The organism is Vreelandella sp. F11, assembly GCF_042466685.1.
Lineage (GTDB): Bacteria > Pseudomonadota > Gammaproteobacteria > Pseudomonadales > Halomonadaceae > Vreelandella.
In genome coordinates this window covers 655,843-674,247 of sequence record NZ_CP170448.1, presented here as the reverse complement: position 1 = coordinate 674,247, position 18,405 = coordinate 655,843, and the positions used below count along the sequence as shown (strand labels likewise).

The following is an 18,405-nucleotide window of genomic DNA, read 5'->3' as shown; positions in this document are numbered from 1 at the left end:
GCAGTGAATTTTGACAAGGAAGGAGACACTATGAGTCATCACACCTACAAGCACGTTGAACTGACCGGCTCTTCCGAGAAGGGCATTGAGGAAGCGGTACAGAATGCGTTAGCCAAGGCATCAGAGACGATTAAGCACATGCGTTGGCTGGAAGTGACTGACACCCGTGGTCATATTGAAGATGGCCAGGTGGCCCACTGGCAGGTAACGGTTAAAGTCGGCTTTACGCTAGAGTAATCCCCACCTGCTTTTCGGCGGCGGCTGGTTTACACTGGCCGCCGTCTTTATTGCAGCGCATGATAGACGTACCTGAACGACCATTTACGTCTTCAACGTCAGGACTGAGTCCTAAGACCGTCTCCTGGTCTTAACGATATTGCGCTGGCGCTTTTAATGGAACCGATGCTCAGCAATGAAAATCATCATTCTCGGCGCCGGCCAGGTCGGCGGCACACTGGCAGAACACCTCGCCCGCGAGGAGAACGACATCACTGTCGTTGACACTGACGCCAAAAAACTTCGTGAGCTGCATACCAAACTCGATATCCGCACCGTTACCGGGGCGGGCTCCTACCCCATTGTGCTGCGTCAGGCAGGCTGCGAAGACGCTGATATGTTGATCGCTGTGACCAACAGCGATGAGATCAATATGATCGCCTGCCAGGTCGCCCATACGCTATTTCGCACCCCGACCAAGATTGCCCGTGTACGCGCCACCGCCTACTTGACCCGTAAAGGGCTCTTCGCCCACGAAGCGATTCCCATTGATGTACTCATCAGCCCAGAGCAGGTGGTGACCGACCATGTACGCCGTCTGATCGAACACCCAGGCGCCTTGCAGGTCTTGGAGTTTGCCGGCGGCCTGGTGCAGTTGGTGGCGGTAAAAGCGTTCTACGGCGGCCCGTTGGTAGGCCAGGATTTGGCCTTTCTGCGCCACCATATGCCCAACGTGGATACCCGGGTGGCGGCGGTCTACCGCCGTAACCGGCCGATTATCCCGCGTGGCGATACGGTCATCGAAGCCGACGACGAGGTGTTCTTCCTCGCCGCCCGCCGGGATATTCGCGCGGTGATGAGCGAGCTGCGCCGGGTCGAGCGGGACTTCCGCCGCGTCGTGATTGCCGGGGGCGGCAATATCGGCGAGCGACTGGCGGAGCATCTGGAGCATAGCCACCAGGTCAAAATCATCGAACACAGCCTGGAGCGCTGCACCATCCTCTCTGAGCGGCTGGATCGCACCGTGGTGCTCCACGGCAGCGCCACCAGCAAGCGTTTGTTGGAAGAAGAGAACATCGAAGAGTGCGATATCTTCTGCGCGCTAACCAACGACGACGAGGTCAATATCATGTCGTCGCTGCTCGCCAAGCGTTTAGGTGCCAAGAAAGTACTCACGCTGATCAATAACGCTGCCTATGTGGATTTGGTACAGGGCGGCGAGATCGATATCGCCATCTCCCCCCAGCAGGCGACCATCGGCAGCCTGCTCACTCACGTGCGCCGGGGCGACATCGTCAACGTTCACTCGCTGCGTCGCGGCGCCGCCGAGGCCATCGAGGCCATCGCCCACGGCGACCAGCAGTCATCGAAAGTGGTGGGCCGCACCATTCGCGAGATCGACCTGCCCGACGGCACCACTATCGGCGCGATTGTGCGCGGCAAAGAGGTCATCATCGCCCATGGCGATGTGAGAGTAGAGAGTGGCGACCACGTGATCCTATTCGTGATCGACAAGCGCCGTATTCGCGATGTGGAGCGCCTGTTCCAAGTCGGTTTAACGTTCTTTTGATAACCCTCGAATCACTGCCACTGGCGGCTAATAACAGGAGCATGCGACAACCATGAGTCTGCGGGTTATTTTGCGCATTTTGGGGCTGCTACTCATGCTGTTCAGCCTGACCATGCTCCCCCCTACGCTGATGTCACTCTGGTTTCGTGACGGCGTATGGAGTGCCTTTATTAGCGGTATTGCGATCTCAGTCTCCACCGGGCTACTGCTCTATCTGCCCAACCGGCGCTCGCAAAAAGAGCTGCGCATCCGCGATGGGTTTATTATCGCCGCGATGTTCTGGACGGTGTTGGCACTGTTCGGCTCGCTGCCGCTGATGCTATTTGGCGAAGGCTCGCTCAGTATTACTGATGCGGTGTTCGAATCCTTTTCCGGCTTAACCACCACTGGCGCTACGGTGATCACCGGTATTGATTTTTTACCCGAATCAATTCTCTACTACCGCCAGCAGCTTCAGTGGCTGGGCGGCATGGGTATCGTCGTTCTGGCCGTTGCCATTTTGCCGACCCTGGGGGTCGGTGGTATGGCCCTGTACCGCACCGAGATTCCGGGACCGCTAAAAGACTCCAAGCTCACCCCCCGGATTACCGAAACCGCCAAGGCGCTGTGGTACATCTATGCCACGCTGACGTTAGCTTGCATGATTGCCTATATGCTAGCGGGAATGAGCTGGTTCGATGCCTTGAGCCATAGCTTTTCGACGGTTGCTATCGGTGGTTTTTCCACCTACGACGCCAGCATCGGCTACTTCGATAGCGCCGCCATAGAAATGATATGCGTGGGCTTTATGTTGATTTCGGCATTCAGCTTTAGCCTGCACTTTATCGCTTGGCGTGAAAAAAGCCTGATGCACTATTTTCACGACCCCGAAGCGCGCTTTTTGATGCTTTTCCTGCTCGCCCTGGCCATAGTCACGGTGCTCTCCCTGTGGTTAACCGACACCTACGACACCGTACGCGGGCTTCGCCACGGCGTTTTCCAGGTTGTTTCTGTTGCTACGACCGCGGGCTTTAGCGTTGCCGACTTCTCCATGTGGCCCGGTGCCCTGCCCTTTCTGCTGTTTGTGGCAGCCTTCGTAGGTGGCTGCTCAGGCTCTACCGGCGGTGGCATGAAAGTGATCCGGATTATTTTGATCATCAAACAGGGCATGCGCGAGATTATGCGCCTGATCCACCCCAACGCGGTGATTGCGGTCAAAGTGGGCAAGGTCAGCGTTCCCGACAGCATTGCCCAAGCGGTTTGGGGGTTCTTTTCGGTATACGTTCTGCTGTTCTTTTTGATGCTGGTGGGAGTGATGGCGACCGGGGTTGACCAAGTAACCGCCTGGTCGACAGTGGGCTCGGCCCTCAACAACCTCGGCCCGGCGCTGGGAGAGTCCCACACTCACTACGGCGACATGCCCAGCTTGGCCAAATGGATACTGGTCATGGCCATGCTGCTCGGCCGCCTGGAAATTTTTACGGTACTGGTGCTGTTTACGCCCGCTTTCTGGCGGCGTTAACCCTCCAGCCAGACCCACTTATTTGATCGAATTGAGAGCTGTTAATGAACCACGATGATACATCTCACCAAGAAACCCCCAACACAGAAACGAGGCCAATGCCTGCAACATCAACCTCGCTTCCTGCCACCAGTGGACCGCTAAAAACGTTCACCATTGGCGAAACCCGCTACACGCTGCTGGGCACCGCTCACGTGTCGGCGGAAAGCGCCGACGATGTTCGCGCCCTGCTGGATAGCGACGTGTTTGACGCCGTCGCCATTGAACTCTGCGACGCCCGCCACCACAGCATGGCCAACCCGGATGCCATGGGTGAGCAGGATCTATTTCAAGTCTTTAAACAAGGTAAAGCGGGCATGGTGGCCGCGAGCCTGGCGCTGGGCGCCTTTCAACAGCGGATTGCCGATCAATCCGGCATTCAGCCGGGTGCCGAAATGCGCGCCGCCGTTGAGGAAGCCAGCCGCCGCCAGCTACCACTGCTGCTGGTCGATCGTGATGTTGGTATAACGCTGAAGCGCATTTACAGCAATGTGCCTTGGTGGCAACGCTTCTCGCTCTTCTCAGGCCTGCTGGGCAGCGTGTTATCCCGTCAGGATATCTCCAAAGAGGATATCGAAAAGCTCAAAGAGGGCGATATGCTGGAGGCCACCTTCAGCGAGTTTGCCGCCGAATCCGAAGCGCTCTATACCCCGCTGATTCGTGAACGCGACCGCTATATGGCGCTGCGGTTAGCCGAGGACGCGCCGCCAGGGCGCTATCAGCATGTGTTAGTAGTGCTCGGCGCAGGTCACCTCAAAGGCACCGGCGAGCACCTTGAAGCCCCACTGCCCGCCGAGCCAAAAATCGAGCGCGAAAGCCTGGAAGCCACCCCGCCGCCATCCAAGATTTGGAAAGCGCTACCGTGGCTGATTACCGCGTTGGTGCTGACCGGTTTTGCGATTGGTTTTTCCCGCAATACCGATCTGGGCTGGCAGTTGGTGGTTGAGTGGTTCCTGATTAACGGCATTCTCTCCGGCGGTGCGACAATTATCGCCCTGGCACACCCAGTGACCGTGACTGCGACGTTCTTTGCCGCCCCGCTAACTTCGCTGAATCCCACTATAGGTGCAGGCTTTGTGGCAGCGGGGGTTGAGCTCTATATGCGCAAACCCAAAGTGCGTGATTTTTCATCGCTGCGCCACGATGTCACCCAGTTGAAAGGCTGGTGGCAAAACCGCGTATCGCGCACCCTGCTGGTGTTTATTCTCGCTACGCTAGGCTCCGCAGTGGGCACTTGGGTAGCCGGGTTCAGAATCGCCGGCGCCCTATTTGGCGGCTAGGCGCCGCATCGCAGCAGTCGGCGGGTCGATTTTGTGATGCAATCGGCTCGCCGCGTAGCTATCGTTAAACACCTCAAAGTAGTCATCCAGCACGTCCGCTGCCGCTGTATCGCCCCCCTGGCGCAGCAGCTCAATTGCCACTTCCGCAGTACATAAATGCGTTTTTGACGCCGGTTTGCGCAGCCGATAGCGCGTCTCGCGTTCGGTTTTCAACGGCAGCACAGGCAAACCATCCAGGTAAGGGCTTTTGCGGAACATACGCCGCGCCTGACGCCAGGTGCCATCCAGAATAATAAATACCGGGATGCGCGCCTGTGTTTTCGCCCCATGCACAGTTTCTATCCCCACAACACGGTCGGCATAGTCAGGCTGGTCATCGGGGAAAATCACAAAGGGCGCGTAGCGGGGGTCTTTTAGCAGCGCGGCTAGCTGGGCATCCGGCGCCGTACGGTACCAGGTAAATACCTGGGTCGTGGTAATCACATCGCCGATCAAACGCCCGGTATTGGTCGGTTTAAAGTGCTCCAAGGGGTGCGTTAACAGCCACACCTGAGCCACGCTCTCCGCCTTCACTTTATACGGACACAAGCAATTGAGTACCGGCAAATTGCAGCCTTCGCAGCGAGTAACAAAACTGCCGCGCGCTTTAAACTCACGCCTGGGCGGACGCGGATATTCACTGATGGGAACATCTTCAGAACCAACGACAGAGCGATCATTCACAGCGCTTTCAAAAGCAGACATCCGCGCTCCAGAAGAGGGAAACAACTAACAGTTAAAAGGGCGTGGAGTATAAATGAACGCGCCATATTTTGACGAATGTTTCCACCACATCACCGTAAACCTAAAAACCTCTTAACGTTGACACCCAAAGCGCAACGCCGCTAAAGTCTCGTCAACTATTAAAGGTAAAAAGGTTTACACCCATGACCGTGCCCCATGAGCTATCTCACCAGCAGCCCCAAGAGCAAAGCTATCCGCAGCGCCACGACTGGACGCTCGACGAGATCAACGCGCTGTTTGCGCTACCGTTCAAAGACCTGCTGTTTCAAGCCCAGCAGGTGCACCGTGCCCACTTCGATGCTAACGCGGTGCAGGTCTCAACTCTTCTCTCGATTAAAACCGGCGCCTGCCCAGAGGACTGCAAATACTGCCCGCAATCCGGCCACTACAATACTCAGCTGGAGAAAGAGAAACTGCTGGAAATCGAAAAAGTCGTCGAACAAGCCAAGGCGGCCAAAGAAGCCGGTGCCAGCCGTTTTTGTATGGGCGCGGCGTGGCGTAGCCCCCGGGACAAAGACTTACTGCTGGTCGAAGAGATGGTGCGTCAGGTGAAAGCCGTGGGCCTGGAGACCTGCATGACGCTGGGCATGGTGGACGGCGAGCAGGCCAGCCGACTGGCCACCGCCGGGCTCGATTACTACAACCATAACCTGGATACCTCGCCGGAGTTCTACGGCGAAATCATCACCACCCGCACCTACAGCGACCGACTGGAAACACTCTCCAACGTGCGCGATGCGGGCATGAAGGTCTGCTCCGGCGGCATTCTCGGCATGGGAGAAGATGCCCAGGATCGTAGCGCCCTGCTGCAACAGCTGGCCAAGCTTAGCCCGCATCCGGAATCCGTACCCATCAATATGCTAGTGAAAGTCCCTGGAACACCGCTGGAAAATGTCGAAGATCTAGACCCCATCGAATTTATCCGCGCCATTGCCGTCGCCCGCATTATGATGCCCCAGAGCCATGTGCGCCTCTCCGCTGGCCGTGAACAGATGAGCGAATCGACCCAAGCGCTGGCGTTTTTAGCGGGCGCTAACTCGATCTTCTACGGTGATAAGCTGCTGACCACCGGCAACCCCCAGGTAGATCGCGACCGCACCCTATTTGCCAAGCTGGGCCTGCACCCGGAAAAGCGCGAAACCTGCGAGAGCGAAGATACTCAAGCGGCACGCCTCGCCCAACAGGCGCTACAGCAGGTACACGCCGAACGCGTTGCCGAGCTAGCCGTCGATGCCAGTGTCTAAAGCGTGGCAACAGCGACTAGCCGATGCCCGCTTAGGCCGCCAGCAGACTAATCGCTGGCGAACCCGCCGGGTCATGGCAGTGGGTGCGCTCGACTTTGCCGGTAACGACTACCTGGGTTTGGCTCAAGACCCACGAGTCAGCGAGGCCCAAACGGAAGGCGCACGCCTTTACGGCGCGGGCGCCGGTGCATCGCATCTGGTCAGCGGCCACATGGCAGTTCACGACGCCCTGGAAGAGGCTCTGGCACGCTGGACAGGACGCGAACGTGCGCTGCTGTTCTCTACCGGCTATATGGCCAACCTGGGCGTGCTGCAAGCGCTGGCCGACCGTAACACCGCCATCTTCCAAGACCGCCTCAATCACGCATCGCTCATCGATGGTGCCGCCTTAAGCGGAGCCCGCTCACGGCGCTACCATCACCGTGACACAAGCGATCTGGAAAACCTTCTGGGGCGCAGTGAGTGCGCACATACACTCGTGGTTAGCGATGGCGTGTTTAGCATGGATGGCGATGTGGCTGACATCGCCAGTTTGGTCACCGTCAGCCAACGCCACAGTGCATGGCTAATGGTGGACGACGCACACGGCGTGGGCGTGCTGGGTGAAAATGGCAGCGGCTGCGTGGGTAGTGCCTGGGATAGCACCGAGGTGCCGATTTTGGTTGGCACCTTGGGTAAAGCATTGGGCACCGCTGGCGCTTTTGTGGCCGGGGATGCCGCGTTAATCGACCACCTGGTTCAATTTTCACGCAGCTATATCTACACCACCGCTCAACCCCCGGCGATTGCCGCCGCCACCCTCAAAGCGCTGGAGATCGTTCAGGATGAACCCGAACACCGTGCCCAGCTCAACGCCAATATCGCTTACTTCCGCCGCGAGGCGCTGAATCTAGGGCTACCACTAAGCAGCTCTGCCACCCCTATTCAGCCGCTGATCTTGGCAGATGAAACTCGCATTTTACGCTGGGCGGGGCAGTTGCAAACGTCAGGCATTCACGTGGGCGCCATTCGCCCGCCAACGGTGCCAAAGGGGGAGGCCCGGCTGCGCATCACCCTGAGCGCTCGCCACCAGGAGGGCGATATTGACCAGCTGTTAGCGGCGCTCGACCAGTGCCAGCACCAAGAGGCGTTATGCAACCCCTGCGTTTAATACTGCTCTCCGGCTGGGGAGTCGACCAGCGTATCTGGCAGCCACTGGAGGCGCACTGGCCCAACCACTTGGCTGCTCACCTGACGATACAAGCAGTCGACTGGCCTGGCTATGGCGATACCCCTGCGCTAGGGACTAACGCCACGCTGGCAGAGCTCGCGAAGGAGATGGCCGGGCCACTAGCCAGCGATGCGGTATGGATCGGTTGGTCATTGGGTGGGTTACTGGCTGCGGCACTCCTTGAGGAGCTGCCCCCGCCACGCGGGGTAATTCTACTCGGTGCCGGTAACACCTTCTGCGCTACCGACGGTGTCACTTCTGTCGAGCTAAGCGCCTTTCGACGTGCCTTTCAGCGCGACCCCACCGCGACCTGGCAACACTTTTTGCGCTGGCAGGCGCAAGGCGAGCCCAGCCCTCGGCAGGCTTATCGGCAGTTACATGAATTGCTGGGCGACACACTACCCGCCGACAACGCCACGCTCGCTACCGGACTGGACTGGCTGGCGTCGATTGATAATCGCCAGCGCCTAGCGACGCCCCCTTGCCCGGTGGTACGGCTCACTGGCGAACACGATCCATTAATCAGCCCTGTTCAGCGCAGTACCAGCGAGCGTTTAAGCGGTGTTGGCCACTGTCCCATGCTCTCCCAGCCCCAGACGCTGGCTGCTGCGATTACCCACCATGCCACCCAGATGGCTAACGCCAATATGGCGGTTTTATGAGCGTTTTAACGGTGAGCAGCGATGGCCGCTGGCAGGCGCAGGTCGCCCACGCTTTCTCCCGGGCCGCGCCCCGCTACGATGCGCTTGCCAGCGCACAGCGGCAAATAGGTCAACGGCTGTGGGGTTCGCTACCCCGCAACGCCTATAAAGTCCTCGATGTGGGCTGCGGCACCGGTTACTGGACACAGCAACTGGCTGAACGTTACCCCCACACTCAGATAACCGGGTTAGATTTAGCCCCCGGCATGCTCGCCCAGGCTCGCCAGCGCTATGGTGGCGGTATCAACTGGCAGCAAGGCGACGCGGCGGCGCTGCCGTTTGGTGCCCATGCCTTTGATCTGGCATTTTCCAACTTGGCACTCCAGTGGTGTCGCGATATCGACGCGGTGATGGCGGAACTTTGTCGCGTGCTTCGCCCCGGTGGGCAGGCACATATCACCACGCTGCTGCCAGGCACCCTGGAAGAGATCGCCTTTGCCTGGCAGCGCCCCGAGGCGCTGCTGCAACCCCCTAACCTCGCCAGCATCGTACGGGCTATTGGTAAAAGTGACCTAGCCATTGCCTGGCAAGCGGCCACCGTTGAGCGCTTCTACTATGCTGACCTGCAAGCCGTTATGGCCTCCATTAAAGGCGTTGGCGCCCAGCTTCCCCGATCAAACACCTGCCTTACCCGGGCGGACATCGCCGCTGCAAAAGCACGCTATGAGCAACTGCGCCAGCCGGAGGGCCTGCCGGTGAGCTACCGCTGCTTAACACTGCAATTGGAAAAATCGCCATGAACGTCTGGTTTGTAACGGGCACCGATACCGATGCGGGAAAAACATTAGTGACGAGCGGCTTACTGCACGCCGCCCGCCAACAGCAGTTGAGCACGCTGGGCCTTAAGCCGGTGGCTTCAGGCAGCGAGCAGACTAGCGAAGGTCTGCGTAACGATGATGCAGTGGCGTTACAGCAACAGAGTGTGCCGCCGGTCGACTATGCCACGGTGAACCCCATCGCCTTTGCCCCCGCCATTGCACCTCATCTCGCCGCGAAGGAGGCGGGCCAGCCGCTTGAGGTTAGCGCTATCGTGAGCTCACTACGCGAAACGATTAATCAAACACCCAGAGACTTCACCTTGATTGAAGGCGCCGGTGGCTGGCGCGTGCCGTTAAACGACCAGGAAGATTTTGCCGACTTGGCGATAGCCCTTGAGTTGCCGGTGATCCTGGTCGTCGGCTTAAAGCTAGGCTGCTTAAATCATGCTCGCTTAACGGCGGAAGCCATTCGTGCCGACGGTTTGGCACTCGCCGGTTGGGCGGGCAGCGTGGTGGATCCCGCCTTTGCGGCCAACACGGCACGCTTTGAGGCCAACATCGCGCACCTAAACGCCAAACTCGCGGCCCCCTGCTTAGGCATTATTCCGCATCTTGATACCCCCAGTGCCGCTACTGCCCACTCCTACCTCTCCCTGGAGCCGTTATGAACACGCCGGTTTGGCATCCTTATGCACACCTAAAAACCCAGAAGCCTGCCCCCAAGGTAGTGAGCGGTGACGGCGCTCACTTTGTGCTTGAAAGCGGCGAACGTCTGCTGGATGCCACCTGCTCCTGGTGGTGCATGATTCATGGCTACGGTCACCCACGCTTGGTGACGGCCATTCGCGAGCAGGCAGGCCAGCTGTGCCATGTGATGCTCGGCGGCTTAACCCATGACCCCGCCGACCAGTTGGCCCGCGAGCTGGTGCGCATTACCCCCACCGGGTTAAATCACGTCTTCTATTCAGACAGCGGCTCGGTGGGCATGGAAGTGGCGATGAAAATGGCGCTACAGTACCAGGTGCTTACCGGCCACCCAGGCAAGCAAAAGATGCTCTCGTTGATGAAGGCGTACCACGGCGACACCACCGGCTGCATGGCGGTGTGCGATCCTGAAGAAGGCATGCACAGCCTGTTTGCCAGTCTGCTGCCCCAGCACCACTTCGCCCCGGCGCCCACAGCCCCTTTTGATGCCACCGATGTGCAGATCGAACACGATCTTAGCGCCCTGCGTAGCGTATTGGAGCGCCACCATCATGAGATTGCCGCGCTGCTGATGGAACCGCTTTTACAAGCGGCGGGCGGCCTCAATATGACCTCCCCCGCCTATGTTGCTGGCGCCAGGGCACTGTGCGATGAGTTTAATGTGCTGCTGATCTTTGACGAAGTCGCCACCGGATTTGGTCGCACCGGCAAGCTGTTTGCCGCTGACCACGCGGGCGTTACGCCAGATATCATGGTGCTCTCCAAAGGCTTGACCGGCGGTTATTTAGGCCACGCCGCCACCTTGGCGACGGATCGCGTCCATAACGCCTTTATCGGCGACACTCCCCGCCACGCCTTTATGCACGGCCCGACCTTTATGGGCAACCCGCTGGCCTGCCGCGTGGCGCTGGAAAGCCTGCGCGTCTTCGAGGATGAGAACTATCTGGGCAAGATTGCGACGCTTAACCGCTTACTGCGCCGCGAACTGCTGGAAGAGCGTGCGCTCAACGCTCATACCGCCGTTGCCGACGTGCGGGTTTTGGGCGCCACCGCGGTGATTGAAGCGCACTCCGCCGAGGCACTAAACGGCGTAGGCGACTTCGCCCGGGAGCGGGGTGTCTGGCTGCGCCCCATTGGCCGCTGGCTCTATACCATGCCCGCGTACATCACCTCTGAAGCAGAAATGACGAAGATTACCGACGTGATGAAGGCGTGGTTTCTGGATCAATAAACAGCTCAGGAAAGCAGTAGATTACCCTGCTGCTTCCAGCGATTGACTAGCGCTGGAACGCCCTCACCGGCGGTGGTGTTAATCGCCAGCACGCCCGGCGGGCTAAGGCTATCCGCTGCTGGGTCGACCAGTGCGCAGGGGGTGTCGTAGTCAATGTACGAAAGAAGCGAAGCGGCGGGCATAACCGCCAGCGACGTACCGACGACCAGCAAAAAGTCAGCCTGACTAACAAGCTCACAGGCATCGGCAAACAGCGGCACTGACTCGCCAAACCAAACCACATCGGGACGTAGCTGGCTGCCTTTATCGCAGACTTGACCCAGCTCAATTCCCCCCTTAAGCAGAGGGTAGCGCATGCGTTCGTCGATGGAGGAGCGCGCTTTTAAGATTTCACCATGTAAGTGAAGCACCTGACGGGAGCCTGCCCGCTCGTGCAAGTCATCAATATTCTGGGTAATGATACTGACGCTAAAACCGTCTTGCTCAAGACCAGCCAACGCTCTATGGGCGGCGTTGGGCTTAGCGCGACGAATCTGCTCACGGCGCTGATTATAGAAATCCAACACCTGCTGTGGATTACGCTGCCACGCTTCGGGGGTAGCCACATCCTCAACCGGATGGTTCTCCCACAGGCCATCGCTGGCACGAAAGGTTTTAATCCCGCTCTCGGCGCTAATCCCCGAGCCGGTAAACACCACCAAATGCGGGCTTGCTGCCATGACTACCTCGTCGTTTATGATTCACTGCGCCTTCAATAGCCATCTAATATACTAGCTGGCCAATACTGCCTGCAAAGCGCTGCTTATTGCGATAAGGGTAAACATCAATGACGCGACCATCGATAATGGCCTGTTGCAGTTCCAGCCAGTAATCCGGGTCAAAGAGTTCAGGATGCTGGTGCATGAACATATCGCGCAGCGCTTTATTGGCAAACATAAAAGGCCCAAACTCCTCTGGAAAGATATCGTTGGGGCCGATGGAGAGCGTTTCGCCTCCCTGAAAGTCATTGCCGTGGGATTTAGGGATATGTCGGAAACGGCATTCGGTGAGGTAGCAGACCTCATCGTAGTCGTAGAAGATCACCCGGCCATGGCGCGTCACACCAAAATTTTTCAGCAGCATATCGCCTGGGAAAATATTTGCTGCCGCCATCTGCTTAATGGCGTTGCCGTAATCCTTGAGCACCATCTCCTTCTCTTTGTCGTTGCACTGCTCCAGGTAGATATTGAGCGGTGTCATCATCCGCTCGGTATAGCAGTGCTTGATGATGACTTTGTCATCTCGTAGCACCACCGTTGAAGGCGCCACTTCCAGCAGATGCTCCAAACACTCGGGGGCAAAGTGATCCTGACGAACAATAAAGTTTGAAAACTCCTGGGTATCGGCCATGCGCCCTACCCGGTCATGGCGCTTTACCAGCCGATACTTCTCGCGCACCACGGCATGGGTCACCTCTTTGGCCGGGTCGAATTTATCTTTGATGATCTTAAACACGGTGCGAAAGCTGGGCAGCACAAACACCGCCATGACCATGCCGCGTACCCCCGGCGCAATAATAAACTGATCTTCGCGCTTGGCGACCTGACGGTTCAAGGCCCGGAAAAACTCGGTTTTACCATGCTTGAAGAAACCGATGGCAGCGTAGAGCTCGCCTTCAGGCTTGTGCGGCATTAACTGCTGCAGGTAGTCGACAAACTCTCTGGGTACCGCCACCTCAACCTGAAAATAGGCGCGGGTGAAGGAGAAGATGATCGACACCTCATCGGTTTCGATCAATACCGTATCCAGGTGCAGACTGGAGTCGCCCCCCTGCTGCTCACCAAATCCTTCCCCGTGGAGTACCGGCAGCACCAGCGGCACCTGCTCGCCGCCGCCCAGGATTCGCCCGACCAGGTAGGCGCCTTTATTGCGATAGAAGACGCTATTGAGCAGTTCGATTTCAGTGTTATCAGCGCTCAAAATCGCCGCTGGCAAGTGCTGCTGTAAAAACGTTGCGCCTAGCTGGGTATCACGGTCGATATCTGCAAAGCGATTCTCCAACATCGCGCCTTCCAGGGCCCATTTAAGCGCCGCCTGCCAGTCGCCGTTAACCCTTTGTCGACGGCATAACTCTATCCCTGAGTGGTGAGCAGCATCCTCCCGTGAGCTATACACAAACATCCAGTCGTTGCGAATATGGCGGTGGTGGAAGATCGCGCAGAACAGCGAGTTAAAGAACGTCTCCGCTAACTCATAGTCGAGCCGATGGCTGATCAGTTCGGCGTAGTGGTTACGCGCTTCCCGCCAGCACTCACAGTGAGCCACCACCTCCGGGTCAAAAGTACGCTTTAAGCGCCCCAGGGTGACGTCGATTTTTTCCTTATAGAGATTGATGCGTTCTGCCGACGCCTGCTGGGCTTCACGCCATGCGGCATCTCGAAAGCGTCGGCTGGCGTCACAGGTGATCTCCTTAAAGCGCGCGCGGTACTCGTCAAAACCATGCAAGATCGTCGTCGCGAGTCGGTATGCAGGTGAGTGCTTCACGGGTTGAACTCCTGTTGATTTGCACCAGCGTTGCCTAGCGGAAAACTACATGCGGGAAGACCTTGGTGGGCCCCCCGTGCTCATTTAGGGCAAGAGTTCTATATGTTTGACCTGTAAGCAGAAGGCGCCAGACGTGCGGTCAGCAATCAAAAAGCCGAGTTGGTGAATATCACTTGGCGTTACTGCTGGGGCGTCACTCAATACCGTTCCCCGCCGCACTGCTTCAAAAGCATCCCATGAAAAGTGCAGCGTCTCCCAGGCATCTTGAGCAGGCGTAAATTTCACCCGATAGGCAGAAGCACTGCCCAGGGCGGTGCTTTTCAGACGTAGTTGATAGGTACGTCCGTCGCCCCGCACGGTCAGCGCGATGCCCGGGGCACCCGCTAGCGTGGGTTCGAAGCCGTTGGGCTCGCGGCGAACGGAGGCAAAGCCACCGCCGTTTTCAAACGAGACCTCACCGTGAAAACGCCCTTCACCATCGACAACACTGAAGGTGCTCTGGGAAACACCGCCCATGACGCCATCATCCACAGCATACCAGCGCTGCTGTTCGTTAGGATCATCAAATATCAGCGCCATGTTGGCTCCTTAATTTCAGTTTAAAAAAAAGCCTCTGCACCGTGAGGCACAGAGGCTCCATAGACGTGACATCGTCAGACTAGGTGATTAGCACGACACATTAAAGCTTGGTCGTCGCGGCCACCGGGGCAGCATCTGCATCATCCAGGTCTTCGGGAGATGCCACCACCAGGGCAAACTCTTCTTCAGCGGTTTTCGCCACCAGATGGTGTTTGCTATATAGGAAGTAGTAAGCCGCACCAGCAATAAACAGTACGATGGTGTAGTTAAAGGCGCGGGGATCAAAAGCATAGACACCGGTTAGCGCCACCAGTGACAGCACCAGCGCAATGCCGGACGTCACCACGCCGCCAGGGGTTTTATAGGGGCGCGGAAGGTCGGGTTGTTTTACCCGCAGCATAATATGGCTCAGCGCCATCAGCGCATAGGAGATGGTAGCACCGACCACGGCCATCCCTAACATCAGATCACCTTCGCCGCTGAGTGACACCAAAAAGCCAAATATGCCCGGCACGATCAGTGCCAAATAGGGCACTTTGCGCCCGCTGGTTAGTGATAGTTGCTTAGGCAGGTAGCCCGCCCGTGAGAGCGCAAACACCAACCGGCTGTAGCCATAAATGATCGAGAAGAAGGAGGCAATGAGCCCGGCTAAGCCCAGCACATTGACCAGCGTAGCCAGGGTAGGATTCCCCGCGGCATTCAGCGCATCCACCAGCGGCACGCCGCTTTGACCGATCATTTCAGCACCCGCAGCACCGGCCAGCAACACCACCACTAACAAGGCGGTAAACAGCAAGAACAGCATCGCACCGATAATCCCTTTGGGCATATCCCGGGCGGGGTCTTTGGCCTCTTCCGCGGCAAGCGGTACGCCTTCCACCGCCAGAAACAGCCACATACCGAACGGCAGCGCCGCCCAAACTCCGTACCAGCCAAACGGCATAAAGGTGCTCGACCCCGCGGCATCAGTGGGCGCGATATCGAACAGGTTGGCGGCATCAAAATCACCGATCAGTGCGACGGCGGTGGCCAGAATGGCGAACACTGCCAAGCCACTAATCACCATCATGACCTTTAGCGCTTCCCCCACGCCCGCCAAGTGGATGCCGATAAAAATGGCGTAAAACAGCAGATACACCAGCGGGCCATTAATCCCCAGCAGGGCTTCAACGGCGGCTCCGATAAAAATCACAATGGCCGCCGGGGCTAAAGCGTACTCAATGAGTACCGCCAGGCCGGTCAGGTAGCCACCGGCAGGTCCCATCGCCTGGCGGGCAAAGCTGTAGCCGCCCCCCGCGGCGGGAATTGCTGCGGACATTTCCGCCAGTGAAAGCACCAGCGCCAAATACATCAGTGCCATCAAGCAAGCAGCAATAGCAAAGCCGCCCCAACCCGCTTCGGCGATGCCAAAGTTCCAGCCAGCGAAGTCACCGGAAATCACATAGGAAACCCCTAGCCCCGCCAGCAGCATCCAGCCAGCGGTACCTTTGCGCAGTTGGCGCTTGGCCAGATACGCTTCATCAACAGATGGTTGTGTCATCTTTTTACCCTCATGGTGTGGAACGAAAGTGTCGTCAGCGGCGTGCTTTGCTATAGGCTGCTTACTGCGTTCCATATTGTTATTGGAGAATTGTTACGTCCTGATTGTTAAACGTTCGTTGTTATACGCCTGCTGTTATACGGATTTTGCCGTAGGCCAAGGTCGTTAATCAGCGACCAAGAAATTGCGTGTTGAACCGGATGAGGCATCACCTTCCAGCACATCGTCCTCACTGCGGTCTTTTAACTTAACCCCGGATACTTTGAGCTGACGGGCCTCTTTTAACAGTAGAAAGAAGCGTCGAGCAGCCTCCTCCACTTGTAGACCTGCCGGGCGTACGTTGGAGATACAGTTGCGCCGATCATCTTTTAGCCCCGGCTCCGGTGCCCAGGTCATATACAGCCCCAGACTATCCGGTGAGCTTAGCCCTGGCCGTTCGCCGATCATCACCAGCACGGCATCGGCATTAAGCAGTGCACCAACCTCATCACCTATGGCCACCCGCCCCTGCTCCACAATGGTTAACGGCGCTAGCTGCCAATCAGCGCCATCTTTATCAAGCAGTTGATAAAGCGCGCTAAGAAACGGCGCACTGTTCTGCTGAACGGCCAGCGCAGAGAGCCCATCGACAATCACCACCGCAAGGTCATAGCGCTGCTGAGAGGCAGCGGCTTGCTGCAACTGTTCACGTGTTTCGTTATTGAGGCGTCGGCCATAGTCGGGCCGCTGCAGATACATGGCGCGATCCTGGGCATGGCTATGTAAGCGTATGGGGGCCTCTGATACCTCAAGCGCCTCTGTTAACTCGCTGGCCAGCGCGTCAACATCCAGTGGGGTATGAACGGCGTCCTGGGCCTGGGCGTGGGCGAGTTGAAACGCCAACAGCTTGTTGGTGGGCAGGCTAACCCCCGCACGCCCCAAGCCAATCCGCGCATCGGTAAAGGCGTTCAGCCGCTCCCAGGGGTTTTCCACCACGATGGGGGATGAAGGTTTAACTGCCATGGCTTGGCTCCTTGGGCAGGTGGCGCAAGCTGTTGGCAAAGGCGGCGGGCAACTGGTCGTTGAGCCGATGGGTGCTGATATCCTGGAAGATCTGCATCTCTTCGAGCCAGCGCTCAAATTCCGGTGCTGCCTTCAACCCCAGTACTCGCCGGGCGTAGAGTGCGTCGTGAAAGGAGGTGGTCTGGTAATTGAGCATAATGTCGTCAGAGCCGGGGATGCCCATAATGAAGTTGCAGCCCGCCACGCCAAGCAGCGTGAGCAGGTTATCCATATCATTCTGATCAGCCTCGGCGTGGTTGGTATAGCAAACGTCGCAGCCCATAGGTACGCCCAGCAGCTTGCCGCAGAAGTGGTCTTCAAGCCCTGCGCGGGTGATCTCTTTGCCATCGAACAGGTACTCAGGGCCGATAAAGCCCACCACGGTATTCACCAGCAGTGGATTAAACTTGCGCGCCACCGCGTAGGCGCGGGCTTCACAGGTTTGCTGGTCGAGCCCGTGATGGGCATCGGCGGAGAGCGAACTGCCCTGACCGGTTTCGAAATACATCACGTTGCGCCCCACCGTGCCGCGGTTCAGCGACTGCGCCGCCGCTTCGGCTTCCGCCAGGGTGCTCAAGTCAAAACCAAAGCTGCGGTTAGTGGCCTCGGTGCCGCCAATGGATTGAAACACCAGATCGACCGGGGCGCCTTGCTCGATCGCTTCCAGCGTGTTCGTCACATGGGTAAGCACGCAGGATTGGGTGGGGATTTGATACTTCTGAATCACCTCATCCATCAGGCGCATCAGCTTGACGCTCTGGGCGACGTTATCGGTGGCGGGATTGATGCCGATTACCGCGTCACCGCTGCCATAGAGAAGCCCATCGAGAATACTGGCGGCAATGCCGGTGACATCATCGGTGGGGTGATTCGGCTGGAGCCGGGTCGAGAGCCTGCCCGCCAGGCCAATGGTGTTACGAAACGCCGTGGTGACCCGGCACTTTTTGGCCACCAGAATCAGATCCTGATTGCGCATCAGCTTACTGACGGCGGCGGCCATTTCAGGAGTAATACCCGCACGGACTTGCGTTAGTACCTCACTGGTGGCGTAGTCGGAGAGCAGCCAGTTACGAAAGTCGCCCACGGTGAGGTGGCTGATGGAAGCGAAGGCGGCGGCATCATGATCATCCATAATCAGCCGGGTGATCTCATCCTCTTCATAAGGAATCAACGCTTCGTTTAAAAAAGTAGTGAGCGGCAGTTCGGCCAATACCATTTGGGCGACCACACGCTCTTCGGCACTCTCCGCCATGACACCGGCCAAACGGTCACCGGAACGAGGCGGCGTAGCTTTGGCCATCAGCTCGGTTAGGCTTGCGAAGCGGTAGCTGCGGCTCCCCACCGTGGTGTGATAGGTCTGCGCCATGGAGTTTTCCTTTTTTATATGACGTCTGCTTTGTCATCGCGCTGACAGCGCGTTGAGGTAGAAAACTTGCTTGTTTCTACCATAGCGTTATCAATAGATAGCGAGTATCGAGTTTTGG

At 57.8% G+C, this 18,405-nt stretch carries 17 protein-coding genes; 10 read left to right on the top strand and 7 right to left on the bottom strand.

All coding sequences use genetic code 11. From position 1 onward, the window contains the following. Positions 1 to 30 precede the first annotated feature (30 nt). From ACFIOZ_RS03095 to ACFIOZ_RS03080, 4 genes are all read left to right on the top strand, one after another. Positions 31 to 237, top strand: coding sequence for a dodecin (locus ACFIOZ_RS03095; RefSeq protein ID WP_386082207.1), 207 nt, complete (start codon positions 31 to 33; stop codon positions 235 to 237). A gap of 175 nt (positions 238 to 412) precedes the next feature. Further along, positions 413 to 1,786, top strand: a complete 1,374-nt coding sequence (gene trkA / locus ACFIOZ_RS03090) for a Trk system potassium transporter TrkA (protein ID WP_386082205.1) — start codon at positions 413 to 415, stop codon at positions 1,784 to 1,786. A 52-nt stretch (positions 1,787 to 1,838) separates the two neighbouring features. Beyond that, complete coding sequence (locus tag ACFIOZ_RS03085) at positions 1,839 to 3,287, top strand: TrkH family potassium uptake protein (protein ID WP_386082203.1); 1,449 nt, start codon at positions 1,839 to 1,841, stop codon at positions 3,285 to 3,287. A 44-nt stretch (positions 3,288 to 3,331) separates the two neighbouring features. Next, entirely contained in the window at positions 3,332 to 4,606 is a 1,275-nt protein-coding gene (locus tag ACFIOZ_RS03080; protein WP_386082201.1) for a TraB/GumN family protein, read from the top strand. Here the strand turns inward: ACFIOZ_RS03080 and ACFIOZ_RS03075 are convergent. Then, on the bottom strand, positions 4,592 to 5,350 hold the full coding sequence (locus ACFIOZ_RS03075) for a tRNA-uridine aminocarboxypropyltransferase (RefSeq protein WP_386082200.1): 759 nt from the start codon (positions 5,348 to 5,350) through the stop codon (positions 4,592 to 4,594). The genes ACFIOZ_RS03080 and ACFIOZ_RS03075 overlap by 15 nt on opposite strands. 182 nt (positions 5,351 to 5,532) lie before the next feature. Here ACFIOZ_RS03075 and bioB point away from each other — a divergent pair, with 182 nt between their 5' ends. The 6 genes from bioB to bioA are packed head-to-tail and all read left to right on the top strand — an operon-like array spanning position 5,533 to position 11,238. Continuing rightward, the gene (gene bioB, locus ACFIOZ_RS03070; protein WP_386082198.1) at positions 5,533 to 6,633 is read left to right on the top strand and encodes a biotin synthase BioB; all 1,101 of its coding nucleotides are present in this window, start codon (positions 5,533 to 5,535) and stop codon (positions 6,631 to 6,633) included. Continuing rightward, complete coding sequence (gene bioF / locus ACFIOZ_RS03065; RefSeq protein ID WP_386082197.1) at positions 6,620 to 7,783, top strand: 8-amino-7-oxononanoate synthase; 1,164 nt, start codon at positions 6,620 to 6,622, stop codon at positions 7,781 to 7,783. The genes bioB and bioF overlap by 14 nt, the downstream gene beginning before the upstream one ends. Then, positions 7,765 to 8,505, top strand: coding sequence for an alpha/beta fold hydrolase (locus ACFIOZ_RS03060; protein WP_386082195.1), 741 nt, complete (start codon positions 7,765 to 7,767; stop codon positions 8,503 to 8,505). Before bioF ends, ACFIOZ_RS03060 begins: the two co-directional genes overlap by 19 nt. Beyond that, positions 8,502 to 9,284 carry a malonyl-ACP O-methyltransferase BioC gene (bioC, locus tag ACFIOZ_RS03055; protein WP_386082194.1) on the top strand — a complete coding sequence of 261 codons (783 nt, stop codon included), beginning with the start codon at positions 8,502 to 8,504 and terminating at the stop codon, positions 9,282 to 9,284. Before ACFIOZ_RS03060 ends, bioC begins: the two co-directional genes overlap by 4 nt. Continuing rightward, complete coding sequence (bioD, locus tag ACFIOZ_RS03050) at positions 9,281 to 9,970, top strand: dethiobiotin synthase (RefSeq protein ID WP_386082192.1); 690 nt, start codon at positions 9,281 to 9,283, stop codon at positions 9,968 to 9,970. Before bioC ends, bioD begins: the two co-directional genes overlap by 4 nt. Then, complete coding sequence (gene bioA, locus ACFIOZ_RS03045; protein ID WP_386082189.1) at positions 9,967 to 11,238, top strand: adenosylmethionine--8-amino-7-oxononanoate transaminase; 1,272 nt, start codon at positions 9,967 to 9,969, stop codon at positions 11,236 to 11,238. The genes bioD and bioA overlap by 4 nt, the downstream gene beginning before the upstream one ends. 5 nt (positions 11,239 to 11,243) lie before the next feature. Here bioA and ACFIOZ_RS03040 read toward each other — a convergent pair whose 3' ends face one another. The 6 genes from ACFIOZ_RS03040 to ACFIOZ_RS03015 form a co-directional block, all read right to left on the bottom strand. Continuing rightward, positions 11,244 to 11,957, bottom strand: a complete 714-nt coding sequence (locus ACFIOZ_RS03040; RefSeq protein ID WP_386082187.1) for an SIR2 family NAD-dependent protein deacylase — start codon at positions 11,955 to 11,957, stop codon at positions 11,244 to 11,246. Positions 11,958 to 12,000: 43 nt separating this feature from the next. Continuing rightward, positions 12,001 to 13,761 (bottom strand): bifunctional isocitrate dehydrogenase kinase/phosphatase, encoded by a 1,761-nt coding sequence (gene aceK, locus ACFIOZ_RS03035; RefSeq protein WP_386082186.1) that lies wholly within the window; start codon positions 13,759 to 13,761, stop codon positions 12,001 to 12,003. Positions 13,762 to 13,845: 84 nt separating this feature from the next. Further along, a complete protein-coding gene (locus ACFIOZ_RS03030; protein WP_386082184.1) occupies positions 13,846 to 14,340 on the bottom strand; it encodes a CIA30 family protein in 495 nt (164 codons plus the stop codon). Positions 14,341 to 14,440: 100 nt separating this feature from the next. Beyond that, complete coding sequence (eat, locus tag ACFIOZ_RS03025) at positions 14,441 to 15,880, bottom strand: ethanolamine permease (protein ID WP_386082183.1); 1,440 nt, start codon at positions 15,878 to 15,880, stop codon at positions 14,441 to 14,443. Positions 15,881 to 16,045: 165 nt separating this feature from the next. Next, positions 16,046 to 16,882: an ethanolamine ammonia-lyase subunit EutC gene (gene eutC, locus ACFIOZ_RS03020; protein WP_386082182.1), complete on the bottom strand. Its 837-nt coding sequence runs from the start codon at positions 16,880 to 16,882 to the stop codon at positions 16,046 to 16,048. Then, positions 16,872 to 18,287, bottom strand: a complete 1,416-nt coding sequence (locus ACFIOZ_RS03015; RefSeq protein WP_386082180.1) for an ethanolamine ammonia-lyase subunit EutB — start codon at positions 18,285 to 18,287, stop codon at positions 16,872 to 16,874. Before ACFIOZ_RS03015 ends, eutC begins: the two co-directional genes overlap by 11 nt. Between the last annotated feature and the right edge of the window lie 118 nt (positions 18,288 to 18,405).

Excerpts from the sequence above, each read along its gene's own strand:
- ACFIOZ_RS03095 (WP_386082207.1), top strand. The coding sequence starts at position 31 with ATGAGTCATCACACCTACAAGCACGTTGAACTGACCGGCTCTTCCGAG.
- trkA (WP_386082205.1), top strand. The coding sequence starts at position 413 with ATGAAAATCATCATTCTCGGCGCCGGCCAGGTCGGCGGCACACTGGCA.
- ACFIOZ_RS03085 (WP_386082203.1), top strand. The coding sequence starts at position 1,839 with ATGAGTCTGCGGGTTATTTTGCGCATTTTGGGGCTGCTACTCATGCTG.
- ACFIOZ_RS03080 (WP_386082201.1), top strand. The coding sequence starts at position 3,332 with ATGAACCACGATGATACATCTCACCAAGAAACCCCCAACACAGAAACG.
- ACFIOZ_RS03075 (WP_386082200.1), bottom strand. The coding sequence starts at position 5,350 with ATGTCTGCTTTTGAAAGCGCTGTGAATGATCGCTCTGTCGTTGGTTCT.
- bioB (WP_386082198.1), top strand. The coding sequence starts at position 5,533 with ATGACCGTGCCCCATGAGCTATCTCACCAGCAGCCCCAAGAGCAAAGC.
- bioF (WP_386082197.1), top strand. The coding sequence starts at position 6,620 with ATGCCAGTGTCTAAAGCGTGGCAACAGCGACTAGCCGATGCCCGCTTA.
- ACFIOZ_RS03060 (WP_386082195.1), top strand. The coding sequence starts at position 7,765 with ATGCAACCCCTGCGTTTAATACTGCTCTCCGGCTGGGGAGTCGACCAG.
- bioC (WP_386082194.1), top strand. The coding sequence starts at position 8,502 with ATGAGCGTTTTAACGGTGAGCAGCGATGGCCGCTGGCAGGCGCAGGTC.
- bioD (WP_386082192.1), top strand. The coding sequence starts at position 9,281 with ATGAACGTCTGGTTTGTAACGGGCACCGATACCGATGCGGGAAAAACA.
- bioA (WP_386082189.1), top strand. The coding sequence starts at position 9,967 with ATGAACACGCCGGTTTGGCATCCTTATGCACACCTAAAAACCCAGAAG.
- ACFIOZ_RS03040 (WP_386082187.1), bottom strand. The coding sequence starts at position 11,957 with ATGGCAGCAAGCCCGCATTTGGTGGTGTTTACCGGCTCGGGGATTAGC.
- ACFIOZ_RS03030 (WP_386082184.1), bottom strand. The coding sequence starts at position 14,340 with ATGGCGCTGATATTTGATGATCCTAACGAACAGCAGCGCTGGTATGCT.
- eat (WP_386082183.1), bottom strand. The coding sequence starts at position 15,880 with ATGACACAACCATCTGTTGATGAAGCGTATCTGGCCAAGCGCCAACTG.
- eutC (WP_386082182.1), bottom strand. The coding sequence starts at position 16,882 with ATGGCAGTTAAACCTTCATCCCCCATCGTGGTGGAAAACCCCTGGGAG.
- ACFIOZ_RS03015 (WP_386082180.1), bottom strand. The coding sequence starts at position 18,287 with ATGGCGCAGACCTATCACACCACGGTGGGGAGCCGCAGCTACCGCTTC.